Here is a 23,864-nt window from a genome sequence, read left to right as displayed (position 1 = left end):
CCGGCAAGCCGGCTCCCACAGGTACTGCGCAGGGCTTGAGACTGTGGAGGTCCCTGTGGGAGCCGGCTTGCCGGCGATTGGGGCGCAAAGCGCCCCCAAAGGTCAGGAAACCACCGCCTCAGCCGGTGAAACGATACTGGTCTTCGCCCCCCGCGATCTCCCCGAGCTCAGGTAAGCCGCAATCGACTCCTGCGTCACCTCGCCCAGGAACACCTGTTCGGCATCCAGCACCGGCAACCACGAACGGTTGAACTCGTACATCCGCGACAACAGGATGCGCAGATGCTCATCATGGGAAGCGGTGGCATTGAATTGGCGCAGGAAGTCACCGCACGTGCCTTGCTGGCGGTGCATGTCGCGCCGGCGTACATAGCCCAGTGCCTTGTTCTGCGCATCGGTCACCACCACATAACGGCGGTCGTGCTCGTCCAGCAACTCCAGCGCATCGCTCACCGGCGTCTCCGGGCTCACCGACGGCGCGTTGTCCGCGGCATCCTCGGCACGCACCAGCAGCAAGCGTTTCAAGGTGCTGTCCTGGCCGACGAAGTTGCTCACGAAGTCATCCACCGGGTGCGCCAGCAGGGTGTCCGGGTGGTCCAGCTGCAGCAGCTTGCCGGCGCGGAAGATGGCGATCTTGTCGCCAAGCTTGATCGCTTCGTCGATGTCGTGGCTGACCATGATCACGGTCTTGTTCAGCGCCCGCTGCATCTCGAAGAACTCGTTCTGGATCATCTCGCGGTTGATCGGGTCGACCGCACCGAAGGGTTCGTCCATCAACAATACCGGAGCATCGGCTGCCAGCGCGCGGATCACGCCGATGCGCTGTTGCTGGCCACCGGACAGCTCACGTGGGTAGCGCTGCAGGTACTGTTTGGGCTCGAGCTTGATCATGCTCATCAGCTCGCGGGCGCGCTCGTGGCAACGCTGCTTGTCCCAGCCGAGCAGGCGCGGGACCACGGTGATGTTCTCTTCGATGGTCATGTTGGGGAACAGGCCGATTTGCTGGATGACGTAGCCGATGCGGCGGCGCAGGGTCACTTCATCCAGCCCGCTGGTGTCTTCACCGTTGATGAAGACCTGGCCGGAGGTCGGCGTGATCAGGCGGTTGATCATTTTCAGCGTGGTGCTCTTGCCGCAGCCAGAAGGGCCGAGGAACACGCAGATTTCGCCTTCGTTGACGGTCAGGCTGACCGAGTCGACGGCTTTTACGTCCTTGCCGTTGACGTTGAAGGTCTTGCTGAGGTTCTTGAGTTCGATCATGAGCGCAGTCCTTCTGGAGTCAGGGCACGTTGCAGGGTTTGCAGGAGCAGGTCGGCGATGATCGCCAGCAGGCTGACCAGCACGGCGCCGACCAGCAGCATCGACATGTCGCTGCGGCTGATGGAAGTGAGGATGAGTACGCCCAGGCCACCGGCACCGATGGTCGCGGCAATGGTCATGACGCCGATGTTCATCACTACGGCGGTGCGCACGCCAGCGAGGATCACCGGCACCGCGATGGGCAGCTCGACCATGCGCAGGCGCTGGCCGAAGGTCATGCCGATGCCGCGTGCGGCTTCACGGATGCCGGGCTCGACGTTGGTCAGGGCCAGGTACGTGTTGCGCAGGATCGGCAGCAGCGAATAAAGGAACACCGCCGTGATTGCAGGCAATGGCCCCAGCCCCTGGCCGAACTTGGAGTAGAACGGCAGCAGCAGCCCGAACAGGGCGATCGACGGGATGGTCAGCAGCACCGTGGCGCTGGCCTGCAGCGGCCCGGCCACGGCCGGGAAGCGGGTCATCAGAATGCCCAGCGGTACGCCAACGAGGATCGCCAGGCTGACGGCGATGCCGACCAGCATGATGTGCTGCCAGGTCAGTTGCAGCACCTGGGCCCAGTCGAGGTGGGCGAACGTGTCGAGCAGGCTCATGGCTGTACCTCCTTGAGGGGATGCTCTTTGAGGAACGCGGCGGCCACCGCCGTCGGGCTCTGGTGTTCCACATCGACCTTGGCATTGAGCTGGCGCATGGTCTCGTCATCGAGCTGCTCGGCCAGTGGCTTGAGCAGGGCGACCAGTTGCGGGTTGGCGTCGAGCACTGCCTTGCGCACCACGGGGGCGGCGGTGTAGTCGGGGAAGTAGTGCTTGTCGTCCTCGAGCAGCTTGAGGTTGAACGCGCTCAGGCGACCGTCAGTGGTGTAGACCAGGCCAGCGAACACCTGGTTGTTGTGCATGGCCGTGTAGACCAGGCCCGCGTCCATCTGGCGGATGTTGGCGCGGCCGACTTGCAGGTCGTACATCTCCTTCAGCCCGACCAGGCCGTCGGGGCGGTTGGCGAACTCGGTGTCCAGGGCCACCAGGTGATTACGCTTGCTCTCGTCGCGCAGCACCTGGTTGAGGTCGCTGATCGAATTGATCTGCGGGTAGGCCTCGGCGACCTGCTTCGGCAGGCCGAGGGCATAGGTGTTGCTGAATTTCGACGGGGTCAGCCAGATCAGGTCTTTCTTTGCATCCAGCTCCTTGACCTTGGCGTAGGTGGCCTCGGCACTGGGCATACGCTCGTCGATGTGGTTATAGGACACCAGCGACACCCCGGTGTATTCCCACATCAGGTCGAGTTGGCCGGTTTCCTGGGCCTGGCGGGCGATGCTGCTGCCAAGGCCGGTGGTCACGCGCACGTCGAAGCCATTGGCGCGCAGGTATTGGGCGGTGATTTCGGCGAGCACGGTCTGTTCGGTGAACACCCGCGCGCCGATGCGTACCAGCGGTTTGTCCGCGGCCTGGGCAAGTCCTGCGAACAGCAGGGCCGCGCCCAGCAGCAAGGCGATTCTCTTCTTCATACGTTCCCTCTTTTATTGGGCCAGGCCACGTTCCAGCCAGCGCTTGCTGGAGAAACTCACCGCGGCATCCAGCACCAGTGCCAGCAGCGCGGTACAGGCCGCGCCCAGCAGCAGCTGTGGCTGGTTGTTCAGGGCAATGCCGGGGAAGATCAGGCTGCCCAGGCTGTTGGCGCCGATCAGGAACGCCAGCGGCGCGGTACCCACATTGAGCGCCAGGGCCACGCGCACACCGCCGACGATGATCGGCACGGCATTGGGCAACTCCACTTGCCACAGTTGCTGGCGCGGGGTCATGCCAATGCCGGTGGCGGCTTCCTTGAGCGAGGCGGGGACGTTTTTCAGGCCTTCGTAGGTGTTGCGCACGATGGGCAGGAGGGAGGCGAGAAACAGCGCGAAGATCGCAGGCCCGGCGCCGATGCCCAGGATACTCAGGGCGATGGCCAGAACGGCCAAGGGGGGGATGGTGTTGCCAACGTTGAAGAACTGCATGAAGCGCTCGGCTTTGTCGACCCAGTGCGGTCGACTCAACGCAATGCCGGCGGGGATGCCCACGGCCAACGCCGCCGCCATCGAAGCCAGCACCAGGACCAGGTGCGCTTGCAGGTAGAACCCAAGATCGTCGCGGTAGCGCGCAATCGTGTCGATGCCGATCCAGTGGATCAGCAGGGCCAGGATGACGAGCACGGTGGCGCATCCCAACAGCCCTTTTCCGTAGCGTGTAGCCACAGGCGGACTCCTTGTGTTGTCGGCGAGCACACTCTTTTTTTGGCCGGCCATACCTGGCAGCGAGTGGTGTGTTCGCGAGTAGCAGCGTGAAGCAACCGAGGGCTGCGATCAGGCCATGAGCCGAACCCCGTCGGGCCCGAAAAAGCTGATGAAACCAGTCCCTAACCGAAGCGGGTTGCAGGGGAGTGGACGTCTCCGAGGGCGTAAAGGTTCCCATCTGGGGCGGCATTTGGCCAGTGTTAATCACTGGTTGGGTAGAAATTTGGCGAGAGAAAACAGCGACTTAATGCGCTGAAGGCGTTGAAATAACTGGCCTGTGGCCATTTGTCCTGAAATAACGAGTTATTGAGGATTGGTGGAGTCGATCCGGGCCTCTGCGCGGACCAGTGAGGTTGCCGATGACTTGGGCTTTGGTCGAGTGCCTCACTTCAGGTATGATATCGCCCCTTTTTGAATCCCCCAGTCAGGCGATTTCCCATGACCAAACAGGCCGCCGAAGTCGCGAAGCGCCGCACTTTCGCAATTATTTCCCACCCCGACGCCGGTAAGACCACCATCACCGAGAAGCTCCTGCTGATGGGCAAGGCCATTGCCGTCGCCGGTACCGTGAAGTCGCGCAAGTCCGACCGCCACGCCACTTCCGACTGGATGGAAATGGAGAAGCAGCGCGGCATCTCCATCACCACCTCGGTGATGCAGTTCCCGTACCGCGAGCACATGATCAACCTGCTCGACACCCCCGGCCACGAAGACTTCTCGGAAGACACCTACCGCACCCTGACCGCAGTGGACTCGGCGCTGATGGTGCTCGACGGCGGTAAAGGTGTAGAGCCGCGGACCATCGCCCTGATGGATGTCTGCCGCCTGCGCGACACGCCCATCGTCAGCTTCATCAACAAACTCGACCGTGACATCCGCGACCCGATCGAACTGCTCGACGAAATCGAGGCGGTACTGAAGATCAAGGCCGCGCCGATCACCTGGCCGATCGGTTGCTACCGCGACTTCAAGGGCGTGTACCACCTGGCCGGCGACTACATCATCGTCTACACCCCGGGCCACGGCCACGAGCGTACCGAGGTCAAGATCATCGAGAAGCTCGACTCCGATGAAGCCCGTGCGCACCTGGGTGATGAATACGATCGCTTCATCGAGCAGCTCGAGCTGGTACAGGGTGCCTGCCATGAGTTCGACCAGGACGAGTTCATCAACGGCCAGCTGACGCCGGTGTTCTTCGGTACCGCCCTGGGCAACTTCGGCGTCGACCATGTGCTCGACGCTGTTGTCGACTGGGCCCCGCGCCCGCTGGCCCGTGTCGCCCATGAGCGTACCGTGGAGCCGGTGGAAGAGAAGTTCTCGGGCTTCGTGTTCAAGATCCAGGCGAACATGGACCCGAAACACCGCGACCGTATCGCCTTCATGCGCATCTGCTCGGGCAAGTACGAGAAGGGCATGAAGATGCGCCACGTGCGTACGGGCAAGGACCTGCGCATCGGTGACGCCCTGACGTTCTTCTCGTCCGAGCGTGAGCAGCTCGAAGAAGCCTACGCCGGCGACATCATCGGCCTGCACAACCACGGCACCATCCAGATCGGCGACACCTTCACCGAAGGCGAAGCGCTGGGCTTCACCGGTATTCCGCACTTCGCTCCGGAACTGTTCCGCCGCGTGCGCCTGAAAGACCCGCTCAAGTCCAAGCAACTGCGCCAGGGCCTGCAGCAGCTGGCCGAGGAGGGCGCCACCCAGGTGTTCTTCCCGGAGCGCAGCAACGACATCATCCTGGGTGCGGTCGGTGTGCTGCAGTTCGACGTGGTCGCCAGCCGCCTGAAGGAAGAGTACAAGGTGGAGTGTGCCTACGAGCCGATCACCGTCTGGTCGGCGCGCTGGATCAGCTGCGATGACAAGAAGAAGCTCGAGGAATTCCAGGTCAAGGCCATGGAAAACCTGGCCATCGACGGTGGCGGTCACCTGACCTACCTGGCCCCGACCCGGGTCAATCTGTCGCTGATGGAAGAGCGCTGGCCGGATGTGAAATTCCGCGCTACTCGCGAGCACCACTGATCCTCAGACGCCAGATCAGGCAGTTGTGTTGTCTGATCTGGCCTCATCGCCGGCAAGCCAGCTCCCACAAGGATAAGCACAGCCCTGCAGGCTTGTGCAGTTCCTGTGGGGGCTGGCTTGCCAGCGATGAGGCCAGTGAAAACTACACGGGGCTCAGTTCCCGGCTTTGATACTGGTCCAGATCCGGGTGCGAATGCGGTCGATCTTGGCCGGCATCGCCTCCAGCGCATACAACTTGCCCATCACCTCGTCACTGGGGTAGATCATCGTATTGCCCTTCATCGCCGGGTCCACCAGGCTGTCAGCCTTGAGGTTGCCGTTGGCGTACTGCACATGGTTGCTGATGTTGGCCATCACCTCCGGCTGCAGCAGGTAGTTCATGTAGGCATACCCCGCCTTCTCATCCGGCGCATCGGCCGGCATGGCCACCATGTCGAACCACATCGGCGCCCCTTCCTTGGGAATCGAGTACCCCACCTTCACGCCGTTCTTCGCTTCGTCGGCGCGGTTTTTCGCCTGCAGCACGTCACCCGAGAAACCGACCACCACGCAGATATCGCCATTGGCCAGGTCACCCGTGTACTTGGATGAATGGAAGTAGCTGATGTACGGCCGCACCTTCATCAGCAAATCCTTGGCCTTCTGGTAATCCTTCGGGTCCTGGCTGTGGTGCGGCAAGCCCAGGTAATGCAGGGCGATCGGCAGCAGCTCGGGGCCGTTGTCCAACACCGCTACGCCACAGCTTTTCAGCTTGCTCATGTACTCCGGCTTGAAGATCAGGTCCCACGAGCCGACCGGCGCGTTGTCGCCCAGCACCGCCTTGACCTTGTCGATGTTGTAGCCGATGCCAGTGCTGCCCCACAGGTAAGGGAAACCGTACTGGTTGCCCGGGTCGTTCACTTCCAGCGCCTTGAGCAGCACCGGGTTGAGGTTGTGCCAGTTGGGCAGCTGCGATTTGTCCAGGCGCTTCAGCGCCTTGCCCTGGACCTGCCGGGCCATGAAGTGGTTGGAGGGGAACACCACGTCGTAGCCGGAGTTGCCGGTCATCAGCTTGCCGTCGAGGGTTTCGTTGCTGTCGTACACGTCGTAGGTCGGCACGATGCCGGTGGCTTGCTGGAAGTTCTTCAGGGTGTCGGGGGCGACGTAGCTGGACCAGTTGTAGATTTTCACCGTGTCGGTGGCGCTGGCCACGCTGGCAGCCAGCATCAGGGGTGCGAGAAGGAAGGTGCGCATGTCGGGTTTACCTTGCTTTGTCTGTTGTTATCGAAGGCAGGCGATCAGCGGATCAGAAAATCAGCACGTAAGTCTTGCGCACGGTCTCCTGGATGTCCCAGATACCCATGCTGTTGGCCGGTAGCATCAATGCGTCTCCGGCTTCTATGTAGAGGGGCTCGCCGCCGTCGGGGGTGAAGGTGCAACGGCCCTTGATGATGTGGCAGAACTCCTGTTGCACGATCTGCCGCCGCCAGCGCCCGGGTGTGCATTCCCAGATGCCGGTTTCGACGCCATCGCTGCGCTCCACGCAGGTGACCGACGCCACTGCAACGGGCTCGCCGAGGGGGACTGCGACTGGGTTGGAGCTTTCCAGCACGGCGCTGTCGGTGTGTTTGAACTGGGTGATGCTCATGACCGGTGGATCCTGTGTAGGTGAAAGGGAAGTCAGTGCATGAAGCCTTCCATGAAGTCTGCGAGGGAACTGGCCAGGCGCCGCCTCCACGGCGCGCTGGCGGGGTTGGCGAGGGTCCGGTCCTCGTGGACGAAGCTCTGGATGATCGCGTTGTAGCCGAGCCAGCGGCAGGGTTCGGGTGGCCAGGCGGCGAGGCTCGACACGGGGCGGTTGTCGAGCACCCAGGGTTGTGCCGTCAGTTCGTTGTGCTGGCCCAGAATCAACGCGGCCAGGGTGCGCCCGCCGAGGTTGGTGGCGCCGACCCCTTCGCCGCCGTAGCCGCCGGCCAGGGCAATGCCGCGCTGGCGGTCGCACAGCATGTGCGGGCGGAAGCGCCGCGCCATGCCCAGGTTGCCGCCCCAGGAATGGGTGATGCGCACGTGCTTGAGCTGCGGGAACAGCTCGCCGAACAAGTAGCGGCGCAGTTCGACTTCGGCCTCGGTGAGGGTGAAGTCCTCGCGCAGGCGGCCACCAAAGCGGTAGCCGCCGCGGGCGCCGAATACCAGGCGGTTGTCGGCGGTGCGCTGGCCGTAGGTGACCTGGCGGCTGCTTTCACTGAAGGCCTGGCCCTGGGCAAGGCCGATCTGCTCCCAGGCCGATTCGGGTAGCGGTTCGGTCGCCACCAGCAAGCTCTGCACCGGCAACTGATGCTTGCCCAGCGGCGGCAGGCTGGCGGCGTAGCCCTCGACGGCAGGCACCATCCACTGGCAGCGCACGCGCGCCAGTGGCGCACGTACTTCACCGGGCTGCCAGTCGACGGCGGGGGTGTTCTCGTAGATCGGGACGCCCAGCGCCTCCACCGCTCGGGCCAGGCCACGCACCAGCTTGGCCGGCTGGATGGTCGCGGTGTGCGGGCTGTAGATCGCGCCGTAGGCGTTACTCACGCGCAACTGCCCATCCAGCTGATCGGGGCGCAGCCAGCGGTAGTCATCCTCGGTCATGCCTTGGCGGTACAGGTCGTCGAGGTAGGCGCGCAGGCTGCGCTCCTGTTCCGGGTAGCGGGCGGCGCAGTACAGCACGCCGCCTTTGCGGTAGTCGCAGTCGATGGCTTCACGTTGCAGCACGGCGTGCACTTCATCGGGGATGCCGTGCAGCAGGTCGATGCTGGCGCGGCGTTGCTGCGGCGACAGGGTGGCGAGCAGACGGTCCTCGCCGAGCAGGTTGCCCATCAGCCAACCGCCGTTGCGCCCAGAAGCACCGAAGCCTGCGATGTTGGCCTCGATCACCGCAATGTTCAGGTGAGGGGCCTGGCGCTTGAGATAGTACGCCGTCCACAGGCCGGTGTAGCCCGCGCCGATGATGCAGACGTCGACCTCGAGGTCTTCGCGCAGCGCCGGGCGGGCACACAGCGGCTCGTCGAGCTGGTCCATCCACAGGCTGAGTGTGCGCAGGGGTTGCATCGGGTTCGGCTCCACATTCCGTCAAGGTCTGTGGGCGATGCTAGTGGCGTTGGGGGAGGGCTGTCCTACGTGCGTGCACGCAGGGAAATTTGCTTGAGGTAGGCCTTGGGCGTGAGCCCTGTGTGTTGGCGAAAGCACTTGTAGAACGCCGACAGGGAATTGAAGCCGGCGCTGAAGGCCAGGTCGTCGATCGTCGCTTCCACGCTGTCATCGTTCAGGCTGGCCATCAGGTGCTGCAGACGGGCCTGGTTGACGTAGCGGTAGAAGCTTTGCCCGAGCACCTGGTTGAGCAGGTAGGAGATCTGGTTACGGCTGTAGCCACTGGCGTCGGCGACCTGCTGCAGGTCCAGCTCCGGGTCGAGGTAGGGCCGCTGGCGCTGAAAGTAGTGCTCCAGGTCCTGGGCCATGGTCGACAGCTGCCGCGGCGACAGGCCCAGGCGGCTGGTGGCCGGGCGTGGGCCGCTGCTGGCCAGGCCCTGGCTGTTCTGGCGGACCAGCGTGGCGTATTCGTTGACCCGCCAGATCAGCCCGTCCTTGACCGTGATCGCCTCGCTCGATTGGAACGCCACCAAGCCCTCACCACCCTGCACCGTGACCTGGTACTGAATGAACGCCGTGCAGCCGTCGACCCGGATGCGGTCGCTGTGGACGATATCCTCGCCGGCCTCGTGTGGCAGGCAGGCGCGCACATAGTCGCGCAGCGCTTGGTAGCCGAGCACGCGGTTCTGGAAGAAATCGTGGTACTGGACGTCGGGGTGATAGAGCGCGATCACGCCGTCGAGGTCGCGGTGCTTCCAGCACAGGTGGTAGCGCAGCACGGTCTCTCTGGTAGCTGCCGTGTGTTCGGGACCGTCAGGTTGAAGCATGGTGGAAGTGTCGGCATTTGCAGTGGGATAGCAGCAGACTGCATGAATTGGAATAACAATTCAAGCGATCGGATATAGCGAAATGTCGGGGCTTGCATTGTGATGGAATTATTTACGGGTGCTTAAAGCAATGGCCGAACTTTAGTTTGCTCTTGCACGCAGGTTCAGGGCTAGCGGTGCTGGCCATGAGCGACTGCGTTGTTATGAATCTAAATGACTAAAGTGCAGAGGCGGTCGATATGTTTGAAGACAGTGAATGGGAAGAAGGCGAGTGGGAAATGCTTAACCCGAATGGTGACTGGGTAATTATGTCGCAGGATTTTGATCCCGATGCACCAGAGTATGCAGCGTTAAAATCAGGGGGTGGGTTTCGCAGGAAGAAGCGGATAAAGCCGGGCCGTATCGGAGGGCGCATCAGGGGGCGTCGACTTAAAGGTGTGGTTTCGGAAGCTGGCGAGGCATTTTTGGAACACTTCATCGCGCCTGTTGCTGTCCAGATAGTTGTCGATGAAATTCAGGGGAATGTATTCCAACACCCTAAAGACAGCCAACAGAACTCGGATGGGACATTTATATATATAGATGGATCAATCGCAACGGACACGGAAATAAAACACCCCGATGGCAGTGTTTCGACGCCGGATGGGAACGTGAAGTATGAGAACGGTGCATCCTATAACCGGGCGAGCAGGATCGTGACGCTGCCAGACGGCGCAGAAGTGCAAGGGGAATTTGATGAAGATGGCAAAGTGGTCGTCACGCTTTGAGAGGGCTGAACAGCCAGCGACGGGGCCAATCCTAACTTCAGGAGTCGAACGCTATGGTGGATGCATTATCAACTGATCCAGGGTGGGAAGTGCAAGACACCGATGGAAATTGGCAACCTGTGGAACCGGGGTTCGATACCACAGGCCTTGAGCCCTTCGAAGAGGGGCTGTGGAGATTTCCAGATGAAGCACTCGTTGACCGTCCTAAAAGAAACGTTTTAGTGCGATTGATATTCAGGAGAGGTGTTGACGCGCTCTTCGAGCCTAGAAAGGGGCGCTCATCCTCTGTTGATTGGGGGGAGAGGGTGCTGGACGACCAAGTGCCCGGCACCGAGATCTACCTCGATGCTCGGGGTGAGTACGTTTTTCGTCATGTGGGTGCCAATCATTTTTATATGGAGGGGACTGCCACCTATGAGGATGGCTCGATAGGCAAGCGGAGCACACTGACCCACCCTGATGGTCGTGTCTCTCACGCGAGTGGGCACACCGTGTATCCGGACGGTCGGTCACTGGACCGGCGTACAGGGATGCTGACAGCGTTAGGGGGCGATCACCAGCAACTCGAAAGGGGCGCGGATGGAGGCTGGGACGTGCCCGTGTCTACATAGGTTTGCCGTTACCCTCCTGGGGCGGCCTTGTCTTGAGGCCGCTTTGCGGCCAATAACCCGCACGCATTGCATAAACCCTGAGGCGCTAACCGCGATCCGGGTTTTTTGCACGATCAAAAATTAGCGAATGAAGCTAACACCTTGAATTTGCAGGGAGTCATTTTTTGACACATGTGGCACAGCGTCTGCAGCGGTAGTAGCGCGACTAGGACCTGTTGCTCACAACAAAGGCGAACACATCATGATCCCCTCTGCCGATTATCCGTATGCCGATACCCAGTCACGCTCAGGCGTGTCATGGGCAGCGATCTTTGCCGGTGCCGCTACTGCGGCGTCTCTTTCACTCATCCTCGTGGTGCTCGGTGCGGGTCTGGGCTTTGCTGCCACCTCGCCTTGGGCCAATGAAGGCGCGAGCGCCAAGGCGTTGGGCATCTCAACGATCATCTGGCTGTTGCTGACCCAGATTCTCGCTTCCGGCCTTGGTGGCTACATTGCCGGCCGGTTGCGGGTTAAATGGGCCAACCTGCATGGTGACGAAGTGTATTTCCGCGATACAGCCCATGGCTTCCTCTCCTGGGCAGTGGCCACCTTGGTGGCCGCGATGTTGATCGTGGGTACAGTCGGTGGCCTGGCCGGTGCAGGCGTGCAGGCGGGTGCAACCGCCGTGGGGGCAGCTGCAAGCATGGCACCCAAGCCTGACCCGAACGGGTATTTCGTCGATAGCCTGTTCCGCAGTGACGGCCCGGCCCCGGTCAGCGATGACGCCGCCAACGGCGTTGCGGCGCGGATCATCGCCAGGTCGATAACCGAAGGCACCCTTGCCGAAGGCGATCGCACTTACCTCGCGCAACTGGTGGCGCAACGTACACGGCTGAGCCAGGCCGAGGCCGAGGCGCGCGTCGACCAGGTGTTCGCTCAGGTTGAACAAGCCAAAGTGCAGGCGAAACAAGCTGCGGATACCGCTGCCAAGGTAGCGGCATGGACCGCGCTGTGGACCTTCGTTGCGCTGTTGTGTGGTGCGTTCTTTGCCAGCCTTGCGGCGCTGTACGGTGGCCGTCAGCGTGATCATGTGCAATGGCTGGAAGGGGATGAAATGGGTTACACCGCGCGTCGAACCGTTCAACGTTAAGTAAGGAGAAACAACATGCGCTCATTACTGCTGTGGATGCTTGGGGTACCGATTCCGGTGATCATCCTGATTGCGATATTCATGCATTGAATTGCTTGGGGCCGCTTTGCGGCCCATCGCGGGCAAGCCCGCTCCTACAGGCGCTGAACGTGTAGGAGCGGGCTTGCCCGCGATGAATTTCACACCGGTCTAGAGAAACTGCTCCGCATAATGGCAGGCAACTTGCCGGCTGCCGACCGGCCTGAACGCCGGCACTTCAACGCCGCACCGCTCCGTCGCATAAGGGCACCGCTTGTGAAACGCACACCCATCCGGCGGGTTCAGCGGGTTGGGCAACTCCCCTGCAATGCGGATCTTCGGCTTCAAGGGGTCCGGGTGAATCGCCGGTGTCGCCGACAGCAATGCCTGGGTATACGGATGCAGCGGCTTCTCGTAGATATCCGCCTTCGGCCCCATCTCCGCTGGCCGGCCCAGGTACATCACCAACACCTGATCCGCCACATGCCGCACTACGGCCAGGTTGTGCGAAATGAACACATACGCCGTGTTGAATTCCTTCTGCAGGTCCATGAACAGGTTCAGTACCTGCGCCTGGATCGACACGTCCAGCGCGGAAGTCGGCTCGTCAGCCACCAGTACTTTCGGTTGCAGCATCATCGCCCGGGCCAAGGCGATACGCTGGCGCTGGCCGCCCGAGAACATGTGCGGGTAGCGCTGGTAGTGCTCCGGGCGCAGGCCGACTTGTTCCATCATCTTCTGCACTTTCTCGCGCCGCTCGGCCTTGCTCAGCGACGTGTTGATCAGCAGCGGCTCGGCCAATTGGTCGCCGATTTTCTGCCGGGGGTTGAGCGAGGCATAGGGGCTCTGGAACACCATCTGCACATCGCGACGCAACTGCTTGCGCTCGCTTTTGCTGGCGCCCGTCACCTCGGTGCCGTCGATCTGCAACGAGCCTGAGGACGGCTCTTCGATCAAGGTCAGGGCGCGTGCCAATGTCGATTTGCCACAGCCGGATTCGCCTACGACAGCCAGGGTCTTGCCGGCCTCCAGTTCGAACGACACACCATTGAGCGCGCGCACCAGGGCGTGGCCCTTGAACAGCCCGCGGGAGACTTCGTAATGCCGGGTCAGCTCCCGGGCGGTAAGTACGACGGCCATCACGCCACCTCCTGGTTCAGCGGGTAGAAGCAACGCACCAGGCTATGAGCCTGAGGGGCGAGAGGCGGGCGCTGGCGCCGGCAGTTGTCCTGCACATAGGGGCAGCGTGGCGACAGCAGGCAGCCGGCGGGGCGGTCGTAGCGGCCGGGCACGATGCCGGGCAGAGTCGCCAGGCGTTCGGCACCAATGCTGTGTTCGGGGATCGCTGCCAGCAGCGCCTCGCTGTAAGGGTGTGCCGGCACGTCGAACAGCTCCGGCACCTGGCCCACTTCCACCGCTTGGCCGGCGTACATCACGCAGACCCGCTTGGCGGTTTCGGCGACCACGGCAAGGTCGTGGGTGATCAGGATGAGCGCCATGTTGCGCTCCTTCTGCAGGTTGACCAGCAGCTCCATGATCTGCGCCTGGATGGTCACGTCGAGGGCCGTGGTCGGCTCGTCGGCGATCAGTAGCTTAGGCTCGCCGGCAATTGCCATGGCGATCGCCACGCGCTGGCTCATGCCGCCGGACAACTGGTGCGGGTAGGCGTCCAGGCGGCTTTCGGCAGCCGGGATCTCGACTTTTTTCAGCAGCTCCAGCGCCCGCTGGCGCGCCGCCTTGCCTTTGAGGCCCAGGTGCTGGCGCAGCACTTCTTCTATCTGGAAGCCCACGGTGTAGCTGGGGTTCAACGCGGTCATCGGGTCCTGGAAGACCATGGCGATGTCCTTGCCCACCACCTTGCGGCGCTGGCGGCCGCTGAGCTTGAGCATGTCGGTGCCGTCGAAGGTGAGCGTATCGGCGGTGATGCGCCCGGGCGCATCGATCAGGCCCATCAGGGCCATCATGGTCACCGATTTGCCCGAGCCGGACTCGCCGACGATGGCCAGGATCTCGCCAGCGTCCACCGCCAGGTCCAGGCCGTCCACCACCGGTACTGCGTTGGCGTCGCCGAAGCGCACGTTCAGGTTGTTGATCTGCAACAGTGACATGGCGCTCTCCTCAGGCGGCGTTCTTGAGTTTCGGGTCCAGCGCATCGCGCAGGCCGTCGCCCATCAGGTTGATGGCCAGCACACTGAGCAGAATGGTCAGGCCGGGTAGGCTCACCACCCACCAGGCGCGCTCGATGTAGTCGCGGGCCGAGGCCAGCATGGTCCCCCATTCAGGCGTCGGCGGTTGCACGCCCAAGCCCAGGAAGCCCAGTGCAGCAGCGTCGAGGATGGCCGAGGAGAAGCTCAGGGTTGCCTGCACGATCAGCGGCGCCATGCAGTTGGGCAGCACGGTGACGAACATCAGCCGTGGCAGCCCGGCACCGGCCAGGCGTGCGGCGGTGACGTAGTCGCGGTTGAGTTCGCCCATCACCGCGGCGCGGGTCAGGCGCACATACGAGGGCAAGGAGACGATGGCGATGGCGATCACTGTGTTGATCAGGCCTGGGCCGAGAATGGCGACGATCGCCACGGCCAGCAGCAGCGAGGGCAGCGCCAGCATCACGTCCATCAGGCGCATGATCGATGGGCCGATGAAGTTCGGGAAGAAGCCGGCCAAAAGGCCCAGCAGAATGCCCGGGATCAGCGACATCACCACCGACGACAGGCCGATCAGCAGCGACAGCCGCGCACCCTGGATCAGCCGCGAGAGCAGGTCGCGGCCGAGCTCGTCGGTGCCGAGGATGAATTGCCAGGTACCGCCTTCGAGCCACACCGGCGGCGTCAGCAGGAAGTCGCGGTACTGCTCGCTCGGGTTGTGCGGTGCGACCCATGGCGCGAACAGCGCGCAGAACACCACCAGGCACATGAACGCCAGGCCCATCACGGCACCCTTGTTTTGCGCGAAGGCGTGCCAGAATTCTTTGTACGGCGAGGGGTAGAGCAAGCTTTGGTCCACCGGGCTGGCCGGTGTGACGGGTTTCGGAATCGGGCTAGTCATGGCGAAGGCCTCAGCGCTGATGACGGATGCGTGGGTTGGCCAGGCCGTAGAGGATGTCCACGACGAAGTTGACCAGGATCACCAGGCAGGCGATCAACAGGATGCCGTTCTGGACCACGGGGTAGTCACGGGCACCGATGGCTTCGATCAGCCACTTGCCGATGCCCGGCCAGGAAAAGATGGTTTCGGTGAGCACCGCACCGGCCAGCAGCGTGCCGACCTGCAGGCCGAATACAGTCAGCACCGGGATCAGCGCATTGCGCAGGCCGTGCACGAACACCACGCGGGCCGGCGACAGGCCTTTGGCGCGGGCGGTGCGGATGTAGTCTTCGCGCAGCACTTCGAGCATCGACGAGCGGGTCATGCGGGCGATCACCGCCAGCGGGATGGTGCCGAGCACGATGGCCGGCAGGATCAGGTGCATCACGGCATCCTTGAACGCCCCTTCCTCGTCGCTGAGCAGGGTGTCGATCAGCATGAAGCCGGTTTTCGGCTCGATGTCGTACAACAGGTCGATACGCCCGGACACCGGCGTCCAGCCCAGGCTTACCGAGAAGAACATGATCAGGATCAGGCCCCACCAGAAGATCGGCATCGAGTAGCCGGCCAGGGATATGCCCATGACCCCATGGTCGAACAGCGAACCGCGCTTGAGCGCCGCGATCACCCCGGCCAGCAGGCCGACGATGCCGGCGAACAACAGCGCGGCGAAGGCCAGTTCCAGCGTGGCGGGGAACAGGGTGAGGAACTCGGTCCACACGCTTTCGCGAGTGCGCAGCGACTCGCCCAGGTCACCCTGGGCCAGCTTGCCGACGTAGTCCAGGTACTGGACCGGCAGCGGCTTGTTCAGGCCCAGGCGCTCCATGGCCTGGGCGTGCATTTCGGGGTCGACCCTGCGCTCGCCCATCATCACTTCCACCGGGTCGCCGGGGATCAGGCGTATGAGCGCGAAGGTCAGCAAGGTGATGCCGAAAAAAGTCGGAATCAGCAGGCCCAGGCGCCGGGCAATAAAACTCAACATTGTCGGGGTTACCTCATCAGCCGTTGTACGGCGGTGCCGCCGGTGCCCGTGTGGGTTGCCGGCGATCGTTGTTGTTCTACTTCACCTTGGTGGTGGCGAAGTTGTTGTTGGTCAGAGGGTTGATCACGTAACCCTCCACGTTGTCACGCATGGCAGTGAACATCTTCGGATGCGCCATGCTGATCCAGGGCTGGTCGTCATCGTACACCTTCAATGCCTCGGCATAGAGCCTGGCACGCTCGTCGTTGTCGATCACTTCGCGGGCGCGGGTGATCAGTTCCTGGAATTTCGAGTTACACCAGCGCGCGTAGTTCTCGCCGGTTTTTGCAGCGTCGCAGCTGAGCAGGGGGCTGAGGAAATTGTCCGGGTCGCCGTTGTCGCCGGCCCAGCCCGTGGACACCAGGTCGGCCTCGCCTTTTTTGGCGCGGCGCAGCATCTCGGCCCATTCCATCACCCGGATATCCAGCTTGAGGCCGATCTTGGCGAGGTCCGCCTGCAGCATCTCGGCAGACAGCCGCGGGTTGGGGTTGGTCGGGCCGCCGCCGTTGCGGGTGAACAGGGTAATCACCGTGCCTTCCGGCACACCGGCCTGCTTGAGCAGTTCACGGGCTTTGGCCAGGTCGCGTGGCGGGTTCTGGTTGTCATTGTTGTAGCCGATCATGGTCGGCGGGTAGGGGTTGACCCCGACCAGCGCGTTGCCCTTGCCGAACAGCTGATCGACGTGGGTCTGGCGGTCGAAAGCCATGTTGATGGCTTTGCGCACGCGCACGTCGCTGAGGTACTTGTGTTCCGTGTTCATGGCGATATAGCCGGTGACCAGGGCTTCGATCTCGGCGACCTTCAGCCTGGTGTCGGCCTTGATCGAGGGCACGTCATCCGGCTTGGGGTACAACGCGACCTGGCACTCGTTGGCGCGCAGCTTCTGCAGGCGTACGTTGCTGTCGGTGGCGATGGCGAACACCAGGGTGTCGGCGGGTGGCTTGCCACGGAAGTACTCCGGGTTGGCCTTGAAGCGCACCTGGGCGTCCTTGTTGTAACGCTGGAAGATGAATGCGCCAGTGCCAATCGGCTTGCTGTTGAGGTCGCCGGTTTTGCCGGCCTTGAGCAATTGGTCGCCGTACTCGGCGGAGTAGATCGACGTGAACGCCATGGCCATGTCACGCAGGAACGGCGCTTCCGGGCGGGCAAGGGTGATGACCACGGTGTGGTCGTCGGTTTTTTCCACCGACTTGAGCAGGTCCTTGAAGGCCATGCTCTCGAAATACGGGTAGCCGACGCTGGTCTTGTCGTGCCACGGGTGGTTCGGGTCGAGCTGGCGGCGCAGGCTCCACAGCACGTCGTCGGCGTTGAAGTCGCGGGTCGGCGTGAAGTAGTCGGTGGTGTGGAACTTCACCCCTTGGCGCAGGTGGAAGGTGTAGGTCAGGCCATCGGCGGAGATGTCCCAGCGCTCGGCCAGGGCGGGTTCGATATCGGTAGTGCCGGGCCTGAAATCGACCAGGCGGTTGAATAGCGTTTCGGCTGAGGCGTCGGCGGTGACCGCCGTGGTGTACTGGACGATGTCGAAGCCTTCCGGGCTGGCTTCGGTGCACACCACCAGCGGCTTGGCCGCCAGGTTGCCGGCGGCGCCGAGGATGACCGCTGCCAGGGCAGCGCGCAGGGGTAGCAATGTCATGTGAACTCCTTGCTCGCATTGATTCCAGCGTAGACGCCACGGCCCATGCGTAGGTGAACCGTGGCGTCAGCGGTCAGAGAATGTTGAATGGAATGGTGGTGACGATGCGCAGCTCGTCCAGGCTGCCATCGGCCTGCGCCTTGCTGGCACGGTGCGCGGTGTAGGTGGCGCGGATGCTGGTGTCTTTCAGCGCGCCGCTCTGCACTGCGTAGCTGGTGCCGATGCCCCACTCGTAGTGGGTTTCGCCGTCCATGCCGGTGACGTCATAGGCAGTGCCCCGGTAATGGGTGCCGTCGATGCCCCAGCCGCGTGCGTTGTACAGGTTGAACTTGAGGCCCGGCACACCGTACGGGGCCATGTTCAGCACGTAGGAAATCTGCAGGGATTTCTCGTTCGGGCCGTTGAAGTCCGAGAGCAGCGAGTTGGCCAGGTAGATGCCGTTGGTTTCGTGCAGGTAGTCGAAGTATTCGTTGCCGTTGACCTGCTGCCAGGACGCGCTGAGGGTATGGGCCTGATGGGTGAGGCCGAGCGACAGGCTGTAGGTGTCGTTGTCGATCTCGCCCATCTTCTTGCTGCCTTCGTCCACGGTCTTGTAGTAGTTCAGGCCGGTGGTCAGGCTCAGCACCGCGCTGTCGCCCAACACGTGGTTGGCGCCGAAGTAGTACTGGTTCCAGAAGTCGTCGACCTTGGTGGCGTAAAGGCTGGTGGTCAGGCTCTTGAGCGGCTGGTAGTTGACCCCGGTGGTGCTGGCGCGGTCGGTCTCGACGCCGGCGGCGCCGTACTCGCTGCGGAACTTGCTGAGGCTCTGTTCGGTACGTGGTGACACACGGTCGAAGGTGCCCAGGTCGAACGACAGGTTGTCGAATTCGGCGCTGTGCAGAAATGCGCCCTGGAAGCTCGAAGGCAACGCGCGGTTGCCGATGTAGGCGATCATCGGTGTGTCCACCGACTGGCGGCCGACGGTCAAGGTGGTGTTGGACACGCGCGCCTTGACGTTGGCCAGGCCCATCTTGCTCCACTGGCCGACGGGGTCGCCGTCACTGTGGGTCAGGGTGCGGTTGTTGGGGCCGGCGATGGCAGCGCGGCCCTGCTCCAGGGCAATGGCGTTGTAGCCGGCAGCTTCGACCGCAAAGCCCACGGTGCCCTGGGTGAAGCCCGAGCTGTAGTTGAGAATGGTGCCTTGCAACCAGTTGTCGCGGCTGTGGGTGTCGTGGCGGCTACCGTCGCTTTTGTAGTACTTCCACAGCGGGGCGCGGGTGGCGCGTTCGCGGGCGTACCAGTTGCGGGTGCTGCCGGACAGGCTCTGGCCGTCGATGAAGCCTTTTGCTTCGTCCTGTTCGCTGGTGCCTTTGATGCTGAACGGGACGTAGTCCTGGCTTTGGGTTTCGGCCTGGGCCATGGCGCAGCATGCGCCCATGGATAAGGCCAGCGCGGTGAGGGTGAATGGTCTCAAGGTTAAAGCTCCCTTTCTGTTCTTTTAGTTATTACCTAGCCTTGTGGGCCGGTTTTTTTCGCGGTGTTGCCAGGGTTGCCCGGGATTGCCGGGCAAAATCGGGGGAGTTGTGTTGGCGTGCCGGCGATAGGGCCAGCACCGGCTAGCGCTCAATCAACACTCACACCAGAAAAGTCATTGCGGCCAAAGGGGCTTACCTTGAAATCGGCCACCTTGATGCTGATCGGCTGGTTCACAGTTGAATGCGCCACCGGCGTGATCGGCACCTGCTGCTTGAGGCGCTGCTGGGCCTGCTGGTACAGCACGGTGCGCTGCTCGCGGTCGGTGACCTGTTTGGCCTGCTTGACCAGGCTGTCGTACTGCGGGTCGCACCACAGCGAATAGTTGTTGCTGCCAATGGCATCGCAGTTGTAGAGGGTGCCAAGCCAGTTGTCCGGGTCACCGTTGTCACCGGTCCAGCCGATCAGGGCGATATCGTGCTCGCCACTTTTCATGCGCTTGAGGTACTCGCCCCATTCGTAACTGACGATGCGCACCTTGAAGCCGAGCTTGTTCCAGTCGGCCTGGAGCATCTCGGCCATGAGCTTGGCGTTGGGGTTGTACGGGCGCTGCACGGGCATGGCCCACAAAGTGACCTCGGTGCCTTCCTTGACGCCGGCCTGCTTGAGCAGCTGCCGGGCCTTTTCCGGGTCGAAGGGTGCGTCCTTGAGGCTGTTGTCGTAGGACCACTGGGTCGGCGGCATGGCGTTCACGGCCAGCTGGCCGGAGTCCTGATAAACCGCCTGCAGAATCGCCTGTTTGTTCACCGCCATGTCCATGGCCTGGCGCACCTCCAGACGGTCGAACGGAGGGTGCTGGGTGTTGTAGGCGATGTAGCCGAGGTTGAAGCCCGGCTGCTGCAGCACCTGCAATTTGCTGTCAGCCGTGAGCGCCGGCAGGTCGGCCGGGCGCGGGTGCAAGGTCACCTGGCATTCGTTGCGGCGCAGCTTCTGGATGCGCACCGAAGGGTCGGTGTTGATCGAGAACACCAGGTTGTCGATCTTCACTTCATCCGGCGCCCAATACTCCTTGTTGCCCTTGAAGCGGATCTGCGAATCCTTCTGGTAACGCTGGAACACGAACGGGCCGGTGCCGATGGGTTGCTGGTTGATGTCGCTGGGGCGGCCGCTGGCCATCAATTGCTCGGCATATTCCGCCGACAGTATCGATGCGAAGCTCATCGCCAGGTTCTGAATGAACGCGGCATCGACTGTGTTCAGGCTGAACACGACAGTTAGCGGGCCGGTCTTTTCGACCCGGGCGATGTTCTTGTCCAGGCCCATGCTGACGAAGTAGGGGAACTCGGTGGGGTAGGCCTGGCGGAACGGGTGGCCCTTGTCGAGCATGCGGTTGAAGGTGAACAGCACGTCGTCGGCGTTGAAGTCGCGGGTGGGGGTGAAGGCCTTGTTGGCGTGAAATTTCACGCCCTCGCGCAAGTGGAAGGTGTAACGCAGGCCGTCGCCGGAAACCTCCCATTTGCTCGCCAGTGCGGGGTGCACCGCTGTGCCGCCGCGTTCGAACTCCACCAGGCGGTTGTAGAGCGGTTCGGCCGCATCATTGTCGGTGGCGCTGGTGTATTGGGCGGTGTCGAACCCGGCTGGGCTGCCCTCGGAGCAGAACACCAGGTTCTTGGCGTGGGCGGCGCCGGCTGGGGCCAGCAGGCCCAGGGCGAGCACGCTGCAAAACAGTTTTGTATGGCGCATGGCAAATCCTTTTCCATCTGTTGCACTGCTTCGGGATACGAATTGCGGCAACAGGCACCCCAACCCCGGCGCGGTAGCGTCGGGGGCGGGTTTGGTTTACGGGAGGGGCGGAGGGTGGCCCGGGGCTATTTTTCTACGCTGACGCCGTAGAAGGCGTTCAGCGCAAACGGGCTGATCTTGAAGTCCTTCACCTTGGCGCTCTTCGGCTGGTAGACCGTGGAGTGGGCGATCGGGGTAATCGGCACCTGCTCCTTGAGGATGTGCTGCGCCTTTTGGTAAAGCTCGGTGCGCTTGGCCTGGTCCGAGGTAGCTTTGGCCTGCTTGATCAGGTCGTCGTAGGGCTTGTAGCACCACTTGGAGAAGTTGTTGCCGTCGATGGCGTCGCAGCCATACAGGGTGCCCAGCCAGTTGTCCGGGTCACCGTTGTCACCGCTCCAGCCGATCAGCATGGCGCCCTGTTCGCCGCCTTTGGAGCGTTTGATGTATTCGCCCCATTCGTAACTGACGATCTTCGCCTTGATGCCGATCTTGGCCCAGTCGGACTGCAGCATCTCTGCCATCAGCTTGGCATTGGGGTTATACGGGCGTTGCACCGGCATGGCCCACAGGGTGATCTCGGTGCCCTCCTTGACGCCGGCTTGCTTGAGCAGTTGCTTGGCCTTTTCCGGGTCGTACGGCACGTCCTTGATGCTGGTGTCGTAGGACCACTGGGTCGGGGGCATGCCATTGACGGCGAGCTGGCCGGCGCCCTGGTAGACCGATTCGATGATCTTCTGCTTGTCTACGGCCATGTCCAGTGCCTGGCGCACTTCGAGTTTGGCCATGGGGTTGGGCTCGTTGCTGCCCTTGATCTTGTCCATCACGTTGTAGGCGATGTAGCCGAGGTTGAAACCGGCCTGTTGCGGCATCTGCAGGTTCTTGTCGGCCTTTAGCGGCTCGATGTCGGCCGGGCGCGGGAACAGGGTGACCTGGCATTCGTTCTTCTTCAGCTTCTGCATGCGCACCGAGGCGTCGGTGGTGATGGCGAAGATCAGGTTGTCGATCTTCACGTCCTCGGGTTTCCAGTAGTCCTTGTTGCCCTTGAAGCGGATCTGCGCGTCCTTCTGGTATTTGCTGAACACGAATGGGCCAGTGCCGATCGGCTTCTGGTTGATGTCGGCGGCCTTGCCATCCTTGAGCAACTGGTCGGCGTACTCGGCCGACTGCACGGAAGCAAAGCTCATGGCCAGGTTCTGGATGAACGCGGCGTCCACTTCGTTGAGGGAGAACTTGACGGTGTGTGCGTCTACTTTCTCCACCTTGGCGATGTTCTTGTCCATGCCCATGTCGGTGAAGTAGGGGAATTCGGTGGGGTAGGCCTTACGAAACGGGTGGTTCTTGTCGAGCATGCGGTTGAAGGTGAACAGCACGTCGTCGGCGTTGAATTCGCGGCTTGGCTTGAAGTAGTCGGTGGTGTGGAACTTGACGCCTTCACGCAGGTGGAAGGTGTAGGTTTTGCCGTCGTCGGACACATCCCATTGGGTCGCCAGGCCGGGGATGACGGCGGTGCCGCCCCGTTCGAACTGGGTCAGGCGGTTGAACACGGTCTCGGCCGAGGCGTCGAAGTCGGTTCCGGTGGTGTATTGCCCCGGGTCGAAACCGGCCGGGCTGCCTTCGGAGCAGAACACCAGGTTGGACGCGGCGTGGGCAAGCGGGGCGCCGCCGAGCAAGCCTGCGCCGAGCAGAAACGGAATGACTGCGTGTTTGAGCATGGTGGCCTCATTGTTGTCATTTTTCTGGTTTGAGGTGGCCTCGTGAGCCGACCTGCGGATACTTATGCAGGGGATGTACCCAATGCAACACTCCGAAGGATAGTTGGCGTCAGAAAAGTAGTACGGGCGTACATGGATGTCGCATCCATGTAACTTTCTCGGAAGTTAAACGTTTGCGAGGGCAAAATGATGGCTTTTTGCAGAATATTTCGGGGAGGGATATACGTAGGATGCGCGTTGTTGGTGCGTAGGAAATGTCTGAAATTTGCTGAAAGGGGCGCTTAGCGCCCCTGATGAACAGGCTTAGGGCATCTGGACTTCGATCAGCCCATCGGCATTCATGCTGACTTCGCTGGTGCCTGCTTCGATATCCGGAGCCGGTGCGGCTTCATCCGCGCCCATGGCCTTCATCGCCATGGGGGCGCTGCGCAGGTAAGGGCGTGGGTAGCCGCTGCTGTTGAGGTTCAGGCTGACCACCTTGTAGCCCTTGCCACCTAGCGCTTCGGTCGCCAGCTGGGCACGTGCCTTGAAGGCGTTGACTGCATCCTTGAGCAGCTCGTCCTCGCTGGTTTTGCGAGTAGCCGGCGCGATGGAGAAGTCCATCCCGCCCATTTTCAGGTCCTGCAGCAGGTCGGCGCTGAGCTGCGACAGGGCCGGGAAGTCGGCGCTTTCCAGGCGCAGTTCGGCACGTTCGCGCCAACCGGTGATCTTCTGGCCCTTGCTGTCGTACACCGGGTAGCTGTTACGGCTGCCCTGGCTGATCTTCACGTCCTTGACCTGGCGGGCCTGTTGCACGGCCTTGTTCATGGTTTCGGTGATCTGTTTGGCGAGCTTGCCCGGGTCGGTGTTCTGCGCTTCGCTATACAAGGTCACGACCATCAGGTCGCGCGGCACTTCCTTGCTGACTTCGGCACGCAGCGATACCTGGTTATAGCGCGGCTCATCAGCCGCCAGCGCCGGCAGGCTGGCGAGCAGGCCGCAGGAGAGGATCAGGGCAGCGCCGCGACGAGGGATATGCATGTGGTACTCCTTGGCAATGAAAGGCGTGGGTTCTGGGCGTCCATCCCACGCATGGCCCTTAAGACCGGGAACAGTGTGGTGGGTTCAAAAGTGCCATC

20 protein-coding genes are annotated in these 23,864 nt (G+C 62.3%); 3 read left to right on the top strand and 17 right to left on the bottom strand.

The features are described 5' to 3' along the window. Positions 1-102: 102 nt before the first annotated feature. From ABEH27_RS02295 to ABEH27_RS02280, 4 genes are read right to left on the bottom strand one after another with little or no spacing between them, the layout of a single operon-like run. A complete protein-coding gene (locus tag ABEH27_RS02295; RefSeq protein ID WP_346612002.1) occupies positions 103-1,260 on the bottom strand; it encodes an ABC transporter ATP-binding protein in 1,158 nt (385 codons plus the stop codon). Beyond that, on the bottom strand, positions 1,257-1,910 hold the full coding sequence (locus ABEH27_RS02290; RefSeq protein ID WP_008090677.1) for an ABC transporter permease: 654 nt from the start codon (positions 1,908-1,910) through the stop codon (positions 1,257-1,259). The genes ABEH27_RS02295 and ABEH27_RS02290 overlap by 4 nt, the downstream gene beginning before the upstream one ends. Further along, positions 1,907-2,818 (bottom strand): glycine betaine ABC transporter substrate-binding protein, encoded by a 912-nt coding sequence (locus tag ABEH27_RS02285; protein ID WP_346612001.1) that lies wholly within the window; start codon positions 2,816-2,818, stop codon positions 1,907-1,909. Before ABEH27_RS02285 ends, ABEH27_RS02290 begins: the two co-directional genes overlap by 4 nt. A 12-nt stretch (positions 2,819-2,830) precedes the next feature. Further along, a complete protein-coding gene (locus ABEH27_RS02280; RefSeq protein ID WP_346612000.1) occupies positions 2,831-3,544 on the bottom strand; it encodes an ABC transporter permease in 714 nt (237 codons plus the stop codon). A gap of 477 nt (positions 3,545-4,021) precedes the next feature. Here ABEH27_RS02280 and ABEH27_RS02275 point away from each other — a divergent pair, with 477 nt between their 5' ends. After that, complete coding sequence (locus ABEH27_RS02275; RefSeq protein WP_346611999.1) at positions 4,022-5,605, top strand: peptide chain release factor 3; 1,584 nt, start codon at positions 4,022-4,024, stop codon at positions 5,603-5,605. Between the two features lie 153 nt (positions 5,606-5,758). On the opposite strand, the gene ABEH27_RS02270 is transcribed toward ABEH27_RS02275, so the two are convergent. From ABEH27_RS02270 to ABEH27_RS02255, 4 genes are all read right to left on the bottom strand, one after another. Beyond that, positions 5,759-6,838 (bottom strand): polyamine ABC transporter substrate-binding protein, encoded by a 1,080-nt coding sequence (locus ABEH27_RS02270; RefSeq protein WP_346611998.1) that lies wholly within the window; start codon positions 6,836-6,838, stop codon positions 5,759-5,761. A gap of 52 nt (positions 6,839-6,890) precedes the next feature. Beyond that, on the bottom strand, positions 6,891-7,232 hold the full coding sequence (locus ABEH27_RS02265; RefSeq protein ID WP_346611997.1) for a cupin domain-containing protein: 342 nt from the start codon (positions 7,230-7,232) through the stop codon (positions 6,891-6,893). A gap of 32 nt (positions 7,233-7,264) precedes the next feature. Then, entirely contained in the window at positions 7,265-8,671 is a 1,407-nt protein-coding gene (locus ABEH27_RS02260; RefSeq protein WP_346611996.1) for an FAD-dependent oxidoreductase, read from the bottom strand. Positions 8,672-8,736: 65 nt separating this feature from the next. After that, entirely contained in the window at positions 8,737-9,537 is an 801-nt protein-coding gene (locus ABEH27_RS02255) for a nuclear transport factor 2 family protein (RefSeq protein WP_346611995.1), read from the bottom strand. A gap of 239 nt (positions 9,538-9,776) precedes the next feature. On the opposite strand from ABEH27_RS02255, the gene ABEH27_RS02250 reads away from it, so the two are divergent. After that, positions 9,777-10,304 (top strand): hypothetical protein, encoded by a 528-nt coding sequence (locus tag ABEH27_RS02250; RefSeq protein ID WP_346611994.1) that lies wholly within the window; start codon positions 9,777-9,779, stop codon positions 10,302-10,304. Between the two features lie 852 nt (positions 10,305-11,156). Beyond that, a complete protein-coding gene (locus ABEH27_RS02245; RefSeq protein WP_346611993.1) occupies positions 11,157-12,044 on the top strand; it encodes a hypothetical protein in 888 nt (295 codons plus the stop codon). Between the two features lie 189 nt (positions 12,045-12,233). Here the strand turns inward: ABEH27_RS02245 and ABEH27_RS02240 are convergent, their stop codons facing one another. The 9 genes from ABEH27_RS02240 to ABEH27_RS02200 all read right to left on the bottom strand — a co-directional run bounded on the left by ABEH27_RS02240 (position 12,234) and on the right by ABEH27_RS02200 (position 23,766). Beyond that, entirely contained in the window at positions 12,234-13,202 is a 969-nt protein-coding gene (locus ABEH27_RS02240; protein ID WP_346611992.1) for a peptide ABC transporter ATP-binding protein, read from the bottom strand. Then, on the bottom strand, positions 13,202-14,170 hold the full coding sequence (locus tag ABEH27_RS02235; protein WP_346611991.1) for an ABC transporter ATP-binding protein: 969 nt from the start codon (positions 14,168-14,170) through the stop codon (positions 13,202-13,204). Before ABEH27_RS02235 ends, ABEH27_RS02240 begins: the two co-directional genes overlap by 1 nt. A gap of 10 nt (positions 14,171-14,180) precedes the next feature. Beyond that, a complete protein-coding gene (locus ABEH27_RS02230; RefSeq protein WP_346611990.1) occupies positions 14,181-15,107 on the bottom strand; it encodes an ABC transporter permease subunit in 927 nt (308 codons plus the stop codon). 10 nt (positions 15,108-15,117) lie between these two features. Beyond that, complete coding sequence (locus tag ABEH27_RS02225) at positions 15,118-16,128, bottom strand: ABC transporter permease subunit (RefSeq protein ID WP_016485006.1); 1,011 nt, start codon at positions 16,126-16,128, stop codon at positions 15,118-15,120. 76 nt (positions 16,129-16,204) lie between these two features. Continuing rightward, a complete protein-coding gene (locus tag ABEH27_RS02220; RefSeq protein WP_346611989.1) occupies positions 16,205-17,800 on the bottom strand; it encodes an ABC transporter substrate-binding protein in 1,596 nt (531 codons plus the stop codon). Between the two features lie 73 nt (positions 17,801-17,873). Further along, positions 17,874-19,253, bottom strand: coding sequence for an OprD family porin (locus ABEH27_RS02215; RefSeq protein ID WP_346611988.1), 1,380 nt, complete (start codon positions 19,251-19,253; stop codon positions 17,874-17,876). 149 nt (positions 19,254-19,402) lie between these two features. Beyond that, positions 19,403-20,995: an ABC transporter substrate-binding protein gene (locus tag ABEH27_RS02210; RefSeq protein ID WP_346611987.1), complete on the bottom strand. Its 1,593-nt coding sequence runs from the start codon at positions 20,993-20,995 to the stop codon at positions 19,403-19,405. A gap of 125 nt (positions 20,996-21,120) precedes the next feature. Further along, a complete protein-coding gene (locus ABEH27_RS02205) occupies positions 21,121-22,746 on the bottom strand; it encodes an ABC transporter substrate-binding protein (RefSeq protein ID WP_346611986.1) in 1,626 nt (541 codons plus the stop codon). A gap of 303 nt (positions 22,747-23,049) precedes the next feature. Then, on the bottom strand, positions 23,050-23,766 hold the full coding sequence (locus tag ABEH27_RS02200) for an SIMPL domain-containing protein (RefSeq protein ID WP_346611985.1): 717 nt from the start codon (positions 23,764-23,766) through the stop codon (positions 23,050-23,052). Between the last annotated feature and the right edge of the window lie 98 nt (positions 23,767-23,864).

Source organism: Pseudomonas sp. P39-UII1, from assembly GCF_039672635.1.
GTDB lineage: Bacteria > Pseudomonadota > Gammaproteobacteria > Pseudomonadales > Pseudomonadaceae > Aquipseudomonas.
This window is presented reverse-complemented; position numbering and strand designations above follow the sequence as displayed.